We start from the raw sequence: 13070 nt of genomic DNA, 5'->3' as shown, positions 1-13070 counted from the left end.
GTCGGGCCGACCCCCGGACAAGTGCGCGCGTCACGGGAACCGGCGTTGGTTGCTCATGCCGACCCATGAAACGGTCACTATCGGCTCGACCGGCCGGTGGAATAGCGTTGGGGCCTGTCCCGACTTCCCCTCGACCACCACTCGTCGCACGCTCTTCGTCAGGCCGCGGCGGAAATCGCGGTGGATCTGGCTGATTGCGAGGTCCGAAATGACTGCCAACCTGGCCGGGCTCGGCGTCATGTCCCGAGCCGAAAAACTGTCGCTGCTCGCCGCGCTGCTCGAAGCGTCGGAACCGGAAATCGAGTCGCCGCCCGATGCGGCCCCCGTGGTGGCGCCGCGGCGTTCCCCGGAAAACCCGCTCGCGGGCCTGCGGTTCGAACTGCTCGGCCCGCTGGTGATCCGGCACGGCGGCGTGGACGTGGCACCCAGCGCGCCCAAGCTGCGGCTGATCCTGTCCACCCTGCTGTTCCACGCCAACCAGCCCGTCGGCGCGTCGCTGCTGGTGCGCGAGCTGTGGAGCGGCGGCGCGCCGCGCACCGCCCACGCCACCCTCCAGACCTACATGTTCAAGCTGCGCAAGCTGTTCCGGGACGTGCTGGGCATGTCCGTCGAGGACGTCACGCGGGACGTCCTGCTGACCTGCTCGGGCGGCTACACCCTGCGCGTCGACCCCCGCCAGCTCGACATCGTCGAGTTCGACGACCTGGTCACCGCCGGCACCGCCGCCATGCACGCCGGCGACTACGCGAAGGCCGGCGACGACCTGCGCCGCTCACTCGCCCTGTGGCGCGGGAACGTCCTCCACCAGGGACAATGGGGTCCGCAACTGCGCGCCCAGGCGGCCCGGTTGGAGGAGCGCCGCTTCTACGCGCACACCACCCGCATCGACGCGGACCTGTGCCTGGGCCGGCACCGGGAGACCATCTCCGAGCTGGCGTCGCTGGTCGTGGAGCACCCGCTGCACGAGTCCGCGCACGCCATGCTGATGATCGCCCTGCACCGCTCCGGCCGGTCGTCCGCGGCGCTGGAGGTCTACATGCGGTTCCGCCAGCGGATGATGGGCGAGCTGGGCATCGAGCCCTCCGAGCGCATCCAGGCGCTGCACGTGGCCCTGCTGTCCACCGACCCGGCCCTCACCGATCGCTCGATGACGTCGGACATGCTGCTCGACGCCCTGGTGCGCCGCCGCCCGGCCGGCCGCCGGTCGAGTTCCGCCGCTGTTACCGGTTGATTCCCCGCCGGCGATTACCGTCGAATTCACACTCGGTGCGCTGAGGAGGAAACGATGACGACATCGCCGGTGGAGAACACCTCGCTCGGGTTCCGGACATTCCCGAACGACCCGGCCCTGCTTTCCGACGTGCTCCGCCCGTACGCGAAGCCCAAGACCGAATACCTGAAGTCGGCGACGGTCGACGTGGCGAACGGTTTGGCCAGCGCGCAGGGCGAGTTCGCGATCCCCTACTCCTGCTACATCGACGACACCGGTCACCTCAACTCCGTCGAGGTGAACATCTGCTTCAACCAGCTCATGTACTACCTGATCGCCAAGTGCATCCAGGAGGACGCGCTGCCGGCGTTCCGGGCGTGGAGCATGGCCGACTACTGGGCCAAGCAGCTGCCGGACATGCTGATCGCCAACTTCAAGTCCAACTTCCGCCGCCCGATCGACTCGTCGTCGTTCAGCGGCGAGGTGAGCTTCGCGGAGTTCAGCGAGCGCAACCGCAGCAAGCCGGTGCAGATCATCGACATGCCGTGGCGCTTCTGGGACGCGAACGGCGGCATCGCCGACGGCGAGGTCCGCATGGCCCTGGTCAACCCGCCCGGGATGCGCTTCCAGGCCGACGCGGCGTGAGCCGCACCCACTCCGACCCCGAGGAGGAACGGTGACCGTTCAGGTGCGCACGCTCGTGGACGTGGTGCGCAAGCACGCCGCCGTGCAGCCGGACGCCGTCGCGATCGTGTGCGAGGGCAGGCGGGTCGACTACGCCGGGCTGCACCGCGTGAGCAACCAGGTCGCCCGGGGCCTCCAGGCCGAAGGCCTCGGTCCCGGCGACCGGATCGCCTACCTGGGCAAGGAGTCCGAGCACTACTACGAGCTCCTGTTCGGCGCGGCGAAGAGCGGTGTGGTGCTGGTTCCCATCAACTGGCGGCTCGCGGCGGACGAGGTCGAGCACATCCTGCGCGACTCCGGCACCGCGCTGCTGTTCGTGGACGCCGAGTCCGCGCCCACGGCCGACAAGCTGGCGTCCGAGCTGCCGAAGCTCGCCAGGGTCCTGAACCTGGACGGGTTCGCCGCCTGGGTTTCGGCGCAGCCCGACGCGAACGTGCTGGCCCGGGTCACGCCGGACACCCCGCTGGTGCAGATGTACACCAGCGGCACGACCGGTCTGCCCAAGGGTGTGGTGCTCGCGCACCGCAGCTTCTTCGCGGTGCGCAACGCGCTGGCGTCCGAAGGTCTGGACTGGATCGACTGGCGCGAGGGCGACATCAGCCTGGTCGGCATGGCGGGCTTCCACATCGGCGGTCTGTGGTGGGCGACGCAGGGCTTCTCGGCGGGCGTCACGAACGTGGTGATGCGCGAGTTCACCACCGCCGGCGCGGTCGAGCTGATCCGCGCGCTCGGCGTGACCACGGCGTGCATGGTGCCCGCGATGCTCCGCCTGCTGCTGGCCGAACCCGGTGTGTCCAAAGAGGACTTCACCACCCTGCGCAAGGTGGTCTACGGCGGTGCACCGATCTCCGCCGCGCTGCTGGCCCGCTGCGTCGAGGGGTTCGGCTGCGAGTTCGCCCAGATCTACGGCCTGACCGAGACCGGCAACACCGCCATCTGCCTGCCACCCGCCGACCACACCCCGGACAGCGGTCGCATGCAGGCCGCCGGTCGCCCGTACCCCGGGTTCGAGGTCAAGGTCGCCGACGAGCAGGGCAACCCCCTGCCGCCCGGCGAGGTCGGCGAGGTGTGGCTGAAGACCCCGGCCGCGATGCTGGAGTACTGGAACCTGCCCGAGGCCACGGCGAAGACCCTGGTCGACGGCTGGGTCGTGACCGGCGACGCGGGCGTGCTGGACGCGGACGGCTACCTGTTCATCCGCGACCGGATCAAGGACATGATCATCGTGGCGGGGGAGAACGTCTACCCGGCCGAGATCGAGCACGTCATCGGCCGCCACCCCCTGGTCGCCGAGTCGGCCGTGGTGGGTGTGCCGGACGAGCGGTGGGGCGAGGCGGTGCACGCCTTCGTCGTGCCGGTCGAGGGTGCGGAGCTCAGCGAACGCGAGCTGGCCCTGTACCTGCGCGGCAAGCTCGCCGGCTTCAAGCTGCCGCTGCGCTACGAGTTCATCGCGAAGGTCCCCCGCAACCCCAGCGGCAAGATCCTGCGCCGCGAGCTGCGCGAACGCTTCTGGCAGGGCCACGAGCGCCGCGTGAGCTGACCGGTCGAACCAAGGACCCGCACCCGCACGACCCACCGCACCACGAACACCCCGCCCCGCTGTCGGCCGGCGCCCGCCCGGTCCGGCGGCGTGGCGTGCCGCGTCCACCACCCACAACAACCGGCCCCGCCGTGGAGTGACGTCGATGTCGAACAACGAGGACAAGCTGCTCGACTACCTCAAGCGGACGACCTCGGAACTGCGCGACGCGCGCCGCAGGCTGCGCGAGGCGGAGGAGGCGGCGCGCGAGCCCATCGCGATCGTGGGCATGGCGTGCCGCTTCCCGGGTGGCGTCCGCACCCCCGAGGACCTGTGGGACCTCGTGGCGGGCGGCCGGGACGCGGTGACCGGGTTCCCCGGCGACCGCGGCTGGGACGTGGCCGACCTGTACGACCCGACGCCGGGCACGCCGGGCAAGTCGTCCACGCGCGAGGGCGGGTTCCTGCACGACGCGGCGGAGTTCGACGCCGACTTCTTCGAGATCTCCCCGCGCGAGGCGCTGGCCATGGACCCGCAGCAGCGGCTGCTGCTGGAGGTCTCGTGGGAGGCGCTGGAACGCGCGGGTCTGCTGCCCGCGTCGCTGAAGGGCAGCGCCACCGGCGTGTTCGCCGGGATGATGTACCACGACTACGCGGGCAACAACTCGACCGGCGCCATCGCGTCCGGCCGGGTCGCCTACGCGCTCGGCCTCGAGGGGCCGACGATGACCGTGGACACCGCGTGCTCGTCGTCCCTGGTGGCCCTGCACCTGGCGGTCCGCGCCCTGCGGTCCGGCGAGTGCTCGCTGGCGCTCGCGGGCGGCGTGACCGTGATGGCCACGCCCGAGACGTTCGTGGAGTTCTCCCGCCAGCGCGGGTTGTCGCCGGACGGCCGGTGCAAGTCCTTCGCCGGCGCGGCGGACGGCGTGGGCTGGGCCGAGGGCGTCGGGATGCTCGTGGTGGAACGGCTGTCCGACGCCGTGCGCAACGGGCACCGGGTGCTCGCGGTGGTGCGCGGCTCGGCGGTGAACCAGGACGGGGCGTCCAACGGGCTCACCGCGCCCAACGGTCCGTCGCAGCAGCGGGTGATCCGGGCCGCGCTGGCGGATGCCGATTTGTCGACATCCGACGTGGACGCCGTGGAGGCGCACGGCACCGGCACGACCCTGGGCGACCCGATCGAGGCCCAGGCCCTGCTCGCCACCTACGGCCAGGGCCGGTCCGAGGAACGCCCGCTGTGGCTGGGGTCGGTGAAGTCCAACATCGGTCACACCCAGGCCGCCGCCGGTGTGGCCGGCGTGATGAAGGTGGTCCTGGCGATGCGGCACGGCGTGCTGCCGCGCACCCTGCACGTGGACGAGCCGTCGCCCAAGGTGGACTGGTCGGCGGGTGCGGTGTCGTTGCTGACCTCGCCGGTGGAGTGGCCGGCGGGGGAGCGCCCCCGGCGAGCGGCCGTGTCGTCCTTCGGCATCTCCGGCACCAACGCGCACGTGGTCCTGGAGGAACCCGCCGCCGTCGAGCCGGTCGAGGCCGCCGAAGTCCCGGCTGTGGTGCCGTGGGTGTTCTCCGGCCGCACACCGGCAGCCCTGCGCGACCAGATCACACGCTCGGCCGGCTTGAACGGGTCCGTTGTGGACGTCGGTTTCTCGTTGGCCACCTCGCGAACCGCGTTCGACCACCGGGCTGTGAAGGTCGGGCGGAACAGGGAAGAGTTGCTGGCCGACGACGGCGTGACGGACGTCGTCACCCCGGGCAAGGTGGCGTTCCTGTTCACCGGCCAAGGCTCACAGCGCCTCGGCATGGGCCGGGAGCTCCACCAGTTCCCCGTGTTCGCCGAAGCCTTCGCCGAGGCCTGCGCGGCTCTGGACCCGCACCTGCCCAAGCCCCTCGCCGAAGTGCTCGACACCGACGAACTCCACCACACCGGCTACACCCAGCCCGCCCTGTTCGCCTTCGAAACGGCTCTGCACCGGCTGTTCGTGTCGTGGGGCGTCCGCCCGGACTACCTGGCCGGCCACTCCATCGGCGAACTCGCGGCCGCCCACGCCGCCGGCGTCTTCTCCCTCGACGACGCCGCTCGCCTGGTCGCCGCCCGCGGCCGACTCATGCAGGCCCTGCCGGCCGGCGGTGCGATGCTCGCCGTCCAAGCCACCGAAGACCAGGTCGCCGACCTGCTCTCCGACCACATCGCCGTCGCCGCGATCAACGCCCGGAACTCCCTGGTCCTCTCCGGCACGCGAGAAGCGGTCGAGACCGCCGCCGAAACCCTCCGAGGCCACAAGACCAAGCGGCTCACCGTCTCCCACGCCTTCCACTCGCCGCTCATGGAACCGATGCTGGACGACCTCCGGAAGGTCGCCGAGAACATCACCCACCACGAGCCGAGCGTCCCGCTGATCTCCACCGTCACCGGCGAACCCGTCACCCCCACCCCGGACTACTGGGTGCGCCAAGCCCGCGCCGCCGTCCGGTTCGCCGACGCCGTGGACACCCTGCGCGCCAACGGCGTCCGGACGTTCCTGGAGGTCGGCCCGGACGCCGCCCTCACCGCGATGGTCGACTCGGACGACGTCGTCCCCACCACCCGGCGCGAGCGCGACGAGGCCGTGACCGCCGTGACCGCGCTGGGCCGCCTGCACACCAGGGGCGTCGCGGTGGACTGGCCGGCGTTCTTCCCCGGCGCGACCCGCGTGGACCTGCCCACCTACGCCTTCCAGCACGAGCGGTACTGGGCGGAGAACGCGCAGACCACCGGTGCCACCAGGCTGGGTCTCGCCGACGCCGACCACCCGCTGCTGGGCGCGGCGGTCGCGCTGCCGGACTTCGACGGCGTCGTCTACTCCGGGCGGTTGTCGACGGGCACGCACCCGTGGCTGGCGGACCACGTCGTCGCCGGCGCGGCTCTCGTGCCCGGTGCGGCCCTGGTGGAACTGGTCGTGCACGCGGCGGACGCCGTGGGTTGTGCGGCCGTGGAGGAGCTGACCACGGTCGCCCCCTTGGTGCTCCCCGAGGGCGAAGGCGTCCAACTGCGCGTCCGCGTGGGCGAGCCCGACGCCGCGGGCAGGCGCACCGCCGAGGTCCACTCCCGTGCCGAACGGGCCGAAACCTGGACCACCCACGCAGTCGGCACCGTCTCACCCACGGCCACCACCCCGACCCCAGTGGAGTGGCCGCCCACGAACGCCGAACAGCTCCCGGTCGACTACACCCCCTTGGCGGCCCTGGGCTTCGAGTACGGCCCGGTGTTCCAAGGCGTGACGGCGCTCTGGCGACGCGGCGAGGACTTCTTCGCCGAAGTCACCCTCCCCGCCCCGGACACCGGCTTCGCCCTCCACCCGGCCCTCCTCGACGCAACTCTCCACGCCCCGCTCCTGGCCGGCACTGTCGGTACCCCGTGGGACGATGGAGACGGGGGCCGGAGGCCACCCGCCGTCCCCTTCACCTGGCACGACGTGGCCCTCCACGCCACCGGCGCCACCACCCTCCGCGTCCATCTCGCCCCCACCGCGACCGGCTGGACCCTCACCGCCACCGACCCCACCGGCACCCCCGTCGTCTCGGTCGGCACCCTGGAAACCCGCCCCCTCGACCTCCGCCCCACCCACTACGACTCCCTCTACCGCGTGCAGTGGACCCCGGCGACCGGCTCTCCCACCGACCACCCGGTGCACCGCGTCCCCGCCGGCGGCGAAGTGCACGAAGTCCTGCACCAGACCCTCGAAACCCTCCAGGAGTTCCTGGCCGGTGCCGATGGGACGTTGGTCGTGCAGACCCAGGGCGCGGTCGCCCTCCCAGGTGAGGACGTCGATCCCGCCAGTGCGGCGGTCTGGGGCATGGTCCGCTCCGCTCAGGCAGAGGCACCAGGCCGGATCGTCCTGGTGGACGGCGAAGTCCTGCTCGTCCCCGACGAGCCGCAGATCGTCGTGCGGAACGGTGTCGCCCACGTCGGCCGGCTCGCGCGGGTCCCGATGTCCGACGCAGAGCCCCTGAACTTCCGCGATGGCGCGGTCCTGCTGACCGGTGCTTCCGGCGCGCTGGGTGGCGTGATCGCCCGGCACCTGGTGGAACGGCACGGTGTCCGCGAGCTGGTGCTGATGAGCCGCAGCGGCGCGCCGGAACTCGCCGCCGAGCTTGGCGCGGAGTCCGTGGCCTGCGATGTCGCCGACCGCGACGGGATCACCCAAGTCTTGAGCAGCCGCAAGTGGTCGGCGGTCGTGCATGTGGCTGGCGTGCTGGACGACGGCCTGATCGACTCCCTGACCCCCGAACGGGTCGACACCGTGTTGCGGCCCAAGGTCGATGCGGCTCAGCTGCTGCACGAACTGACCGAAAGCCCGCTGATCCTGTTCTCCTCGGCTTCCGGGACGTTCGGCAACGCGGGCCAGGCCAGTTACTCGGCCGCCAACGCCTACCTGGACGCCCTGGCCACGCACCGCCGCGTCCAAGGCCTGCCCGCCCTGTCGTTGGCGTGGGGCCTGTGGGACGGCGGTATGGCCGGCGAGCTGACGACCGCCGAGAAGCAACGGCTCAGCCGCGCCGGGATCAAGCCCCTCCCGGTCGAAGACGGCCTCAGGCTGTTCGACGCCGCCCTGACCTGCGACGAAGCCACCCTCGTCCCGATCGGCTTGGACCTCGCCAACATCGACGGCCCCCTCTACCGCGGTCTGGTCCGCCCGAAGGCCCGCCGGGCGGTGGCCACCGGCGCCGACCTGGCCGACAAGGACCGCCTGCTCGCCCTGGTCCGCGCCACCGTGGCCGCCGTCCTGGGCCACCAGGACGCCGAGGCCGTCGACCCGGGCCGCGCGTTCACCGAGCTGGGCTTCGACTCCGTCGCCGCGCTCGACCTGCGCAACCAGCTCGCCACCGCCACCGGCCTGCGCCTGCCGGCGACCCTCACCTTCGACTACCCGAACACCCGCGCGGTCGCGGAGTTCCTGGCGGGCACCACCACTCCGAAAGAACCGACGCAAGCCAAGCAGCGCAACGACGAGCCGATCGCGATCGTCGGCATGGCGTGCCGCTTCCCCGGCGACGTCCGCACGCCCGACGACCTGTGGCGGCTGGTCGCCGAGGGCCGGGACGCCATCACCGGCTTCCCGACCGACCGGGGCTGGAACCTCGCCGACGTCTACGACCCGACCCGCGGCCTGCCCGGCAAGTCCTACACGCGCGAAGGCGGGTTCCTGCACGACGCGGCGGACTTCGACGCCGACTTCTTCGGCATCTCCCCGCGCGAGGCCCTGACCATGGACCCGCAGCAACGCCTGCTGCTGGAGACGTCGTGGGAGGCGTTCGAGCACGCGGGCATCGACCCGGCGGCGCTGCGCGGCAGTGACACGGGCGTGTTCGCGGGCATGATGTACCACGACTACGAGGGCAACGCGAGCACGGGCGCGGTCGCCTCCGGCCGCGTGGCCTACACCTTCGGGCTGGAAGGCCCGACGCTGACCGTGGACACGGCGTGCTCGTCGTCGCTGGTCGCCCTGCACCTGGCGGCGCAGGCCCTGCGCAACGGGGAGTGCTCGCTGGCGTTGGCGGGTGGCGTGTCGGTGATGGCGACACCCGAGACCTACGTGGGTTTCAGCCGCCAGCTCGGGTTGTCGCCGGACGGCCGCTGCCGGTCGTTCGCGGGCGCGGCGGACGGGGTGGGCTTCGCCGAGGGCGTCGGCGTCCTGGTGGTGGAGCGGCTGTCCGACGCGCGGCGCAACGGGCACCGGGTGCTCGCTGTCGTGCGCGGGTCGGCGGTGAACCAGGACGGCGCGTCCAACGGCCTGACCGCGCCGAACGGTCCGTCCCAGCAGCGGGTCATCCGGGCCGCGCTGGCGGACGCGGGTCTCCGGCCGTCCGATGTGGACGTTGTGGAAGCGCACGGCACCGGCACGACCCTGGGTGACCCGATCGAGGCTCAGGCGATCCTCGCCACCTACGGCCAGGACCGGGAAACACCGCTGTGGCTGGGCTCGGTGAAGTCGAACATCGGCCACACGCAGGCCGCCGCCGGTGTCGCGGGCGTCATGAAGGTGGTGCTCGCCCTCCGGCACGACCTGCTGCCGCGCACCCTGCACGTGGACGAGCCGTCGCCGAAGGTGGACTGGGCCGAGGGCGCGGTCTCGCTGCTCACCGAACCGGTGCCGTGGCAGCGCAACGGGCACCCGCGCCGGGCCGCTGTGTCGTCGTTCGGCATCTCCGGCACCAACGCGCACGTCGTGATCGAAGAGGCCGACGCCGAGCCGTCGACGCCGACCCCCGACCTGCCGGTCACGCCCGTCGTGCTCTCGGCCCGGACCGACGAGGCCTTGGACGCGGTCGCGCGGCAGCTCAAGGACTTCCTGACGACCCGGGACGTGCGGATCCAGGACGTGGCCCGCTCCCTGGCCGGCCGGACCCGGCTGGAGCGCGCGGCGGTCGTGGTCGCGACCGACCGGGACGAGCTGCTGACCGCGCTGGACGGCGTGACCGGCGAGGCGGCGACGCCCGGACGGCTGGCGGTGCTGTTCTCCGGCCAGGGTGCCCAGCGCCCCGGCATGGGCCGCCAGTTGCGCGTCTTCCCGGTGTTCGCGAAGGCCTTCGACGAGGTGTGCGCGGCCTTCGACCAGCACCTGGACCGGCCGTTGCAGGAGGTCGTCGACACCGAGGACCTGCACCGGACCGGCTACACCCAGCCCGCGCTGTTCGCGTTCGAGGTGGCGCTGTTCCGGCTGGTCGAGTCGTGGGGCGTCACGCCGGACTACCTGGCCGGGCACTCCATCGGCGAACTGGCCGCCGCGCACGTCGCCGGCGTGTTCTCGCTGGCCGACGCGGCTCGCCTGGTCGCCGCCCGGGGCCGGTTGATGCAGGCCCTGCCCGCCGGCGGTGCCATGGTCGCGGTCGAGGCGACGGAGACCGAGGTCGTGCCGCTGCTGACCGACGACGTGGCCATCGCCGCCGTGAACGGTCCGACCGCCGTGGTCGTGTCGGGCGCGGAGGAGGCCGTGCAGCGGGTCGTGGACCAGCTCCCCGGCCGCCGGACCAAGCGGCTCACCGTGTCGCACGCGTTCCACTCGCCGCTGATGGACCCGATGCTGGACGAGTTCCGCGCGGTGGCCGCCTCCATCTCCTACGCGGAACCGACGATCCCGGTCGTGTCCACTGTGGACGGCTGGGTGGTGGACCTCGCCAAGCCCGACTACTGGGTGCGGCAGGTGCGGGCGGCGGTGCGGTTCGCCGACGCCGTGCAGTCGTTGCGCGACAGCGGCACCACCACGTTCCTGGAAGTCGGGCCGGACGCCGTGCTGACCGCGATGGCGGACGGGTTCGTGCCGACCTCCCGGCGCAACCGCGACGAGGTCCGCACGGTCGTGGAAGCCCTGGGACGGCTGCACGTGCAGGGCCGCGCGGTGGACTGGGACGCCTACTTCGGCGGCGGCACGCCCATCGAGCTGCCCACGTACCCGTTCCAGCGCAAGCGGTTCTGGCTGGAGAGCACGAGCGGGGCCGACCCGAGCGGCCTCGGCCAGACCGGCGCGGACCACCCGCTGCTGGGCGCGGCGGTCGCGCTGCCGGACTCGGACGGCGTGCTGTTCACCGGCCGCCTGTCCCTGGACGCGCACCCGTGGCTGGGCGACCACGACGTGTTCGGCACCGTGCTGGTGCCCGGCACGGCGCTGGTGGACCTGGCGTTGAGCGCCGGCGCGTCCGTGGGCTGCGAAGTCCTGGACGAACTCACCCTGCACGCGCCCCTGGTGCTGCCGCCGACCGGCGGTGTCGCGATCCAGGTCGTCGTGGGCGGGGACTCCGAAGCCGGGCGCACGGTCCGGATCTACTCCCGGTCCGACGACTGGGTGCTGCACGCCGACGGCGTGGTCACCGCCGCCGACGCGGGAGCGGGGGAGACCTTCGACTGGCCGCCCGCCGACGCCACCCCGCTGGCGGTGGACTACGCGGCGCTGGCCGACCGGGGCTACGGCTACGGACCGGTGTTCCAGGGCGTGCGGGCCGCGTTCCGGCGCGGTGACGAGGTGTTCGCCGAGGTGTCGGTCGACGACGTCGAGGGGTTCGAGCTGCACCCGGCGCTGCTGGACGCGGCCCTGCACCCGGCCATCCCGGACGACGGCCCGACCCGGCTGCCGTTCGCGTGGTCCGGGGTGCGGCTGCACGCGTCGGGGGCGTCGGTGCTGCGGGTCCGGCTGACGCCGACCGGGGACGACCGGTTGGCGTTGGCCGCCGTGGACCCGGCCGGGCGGCCGGTGCTGTCCGTGGACTCCCTGACCACGCGGCCCGTGTCCGCCGACCAGCTGGTCACGCGCTCCCACCACGACTCCCTCTACCGCTTGGAGTGGGTGCCGGCGGCCGGTGCTCCGACGGACCTCCCGGTGCACCGCGTCTCCGCGGGCGATGTCCGGGCGGTCCTGCACGAGACCCTGGCCGTCCTGCAGAAGTTCCTTTCGAGCGACGAGGGCACTCTGGTCGTGCGGACCGAGGGTGCGGTGGCTCTTGCCGGCGAGGACGTCGATCCCACGAGTGCGGCGGTGTGGGGCATGGTCCGCTCCGCGCAGGCCGAGGCTCCGGGCCGGATCGTCCTGGTGGACGGCGAGGTCTTGCTGGTGCCGGGTGAGCCGCAGGTCGTGGTGCGGGACGGTGTCGCGCACGTGGGCCGGTTGGCCCGGGTTCCGGTGTCCGACGCGCAACCCATGAGCTTTGGCGATGGCGCGGTGTTGCTGACGGGTGCTTCGGGTGCGTTGGGTGGCGTGATCGCCCGGCACCTGGTGGACCGGTATGGCGTGCGTGATCTCGTGCTGATGAGCCGGAGTGGTGCGCCGGAACTGGCGGCCGAGCTGGGTGCGGTGTCGGTGGCGTGCGATGCCGCTGACCGTGGTGGTGTGCAGCGCGTGCTGGCCGAGCACCGGGTTTCGGCGGTGGTGCATGTGGCCGGTGTGTTGGACGACGGTCTGATCGGGTCGTTGACGCCTGAGCGGGTGGACAAGGTGTTGCGGCCCAAGGTGGACGCGGCTCAGGTGTTGCACGAGCTGACCGATGGTCCGCTGATCCTGTTCTCGTCGGCATCGGGGACGTTCGGCAACGCGGGTCAGGCGAGTTACTCGGCGGCCAACGCCTATCTGGACGCCCTGGCGGTTCAGCGGCGGAAGCAGGGACGGCCTGCGGTGTCGTTGGCGTGGGGTCTGTGGGACGGCGGTATGGCGGGCGAGTTGACCGCTGCCGAGAAGCAGAGGCTGAGCCGCGCCGGGGTCAGGCCGCTGTCGGTCGAGGACGGTCTCAGGCTGTTCGACGCGGCCCTGACCTGCGGTGACGCCACCCTGGTGCCGATCGGGTTGGAGCTGGCCACCGTCGACGGACCCCTCTACCGGGGGCTGCGCGGGGCCACCAGGACCCGCCGGGTCGCCGCGAGCACCGCGGACCTCGGGGCGCAGCTCGCCGGGCTGTCCGAGACCGACCGCCGGGACGCCCTGCTCAAGCTCGTGCGCACGACCACCGCGACCGTCCTCGGGCACGACTCCGCCGACGCGGTGCCCGCCGAGCGCGCCTTCACGGACCTGGGTTTCGACTCGCTGGCCGCGCTGGAGCTGCGCAACCAGCTCACCGCCGCGACCGGCCTGCGCCTGCCCGCGACGCTGACGTTCGACCGGCCGCACGCCCGCGCGGTTGCGGAGCTCCTGCACGA

The 13070-nt window shown here is 72.4% G+C and carries 3 protein-coding genes and 1 pseudogene; all 4 read left to right on the top strand.

What is annotated here, in order from left to right; all coding sequences use genetic code 11:
- Positions 1–208 precede the first annotated feature (208 nt).
- Entirely contained in the window at positions 209–1231 is a 1023-nt protein-coding gene (locus DFJ66_RS16935; protein WP_170199467.1) for an AfsR/SARP family transcriptional regulator, read from the top strand.
- 54 nt (positions 1232–1285) lie between these two features.
- On the top strand, positions 1286–1855 hold the full coding sequence (locus DFJ66_RS16930) for an FcoT family thioesterase (protein WP_121222370.1): 570 nt from the start codon (positions 1286–1288) through the stop codon (positions 1853–1855).
- A 31-nt stretch (positions 1856–1886) separates the two neighbouring features.
- Complete coding sequence (locus DFJ66_RS16925) at positions 1887–3434, top strand: fatty acid--CoA ligase (protein WP_121222369.1); 1548 nt, start codon at positions 1887–1889, stop codon at positions 3432–3434.
- A 136-nt stretch (positions 3435–3570) separates the two neighbouring features.
- Positions 3571–13065: pseudogene (locus DFJ66_RS16920) on the top strand (SDR family NAD(P)-dependent oxidoreductase); the annotation flags it as partial.
- Between the last annotated feature and the right edge of the window lie 5 nt (positions 13066–13070).

The sequence above is a fragment of the Saccharothrix variisporea genome, assembly GCF_003634995.1.
In the GTDB taxonomy this organism is placed as follows: Bacteria; Actinomycetota; Actinomycetes; order Mycobacteriales; family Pseudonocardiaceae; genus Actinosynnema; species Actinosynnema variisporeum.
This window is presented reverse-complemented; position numbering and strand designations above follow the sequence as displayed.

Coding starts and splice junctions, on each gene's coding strand:
- DFJ66_RS16930 (WP_121222370.1), top strand. CDS start 1,286: ATGACGACATCGCCGGTGGAGAACACCTCGCTCGGGTTCCGGACATTC.
- DFJ66_RS16935 (WP_170199467.1), top strand. CDS start 209: ATGACTGCCAACCTGGCCGGGCTCGGCGTCATGTCCCGAGCCGAAAAA.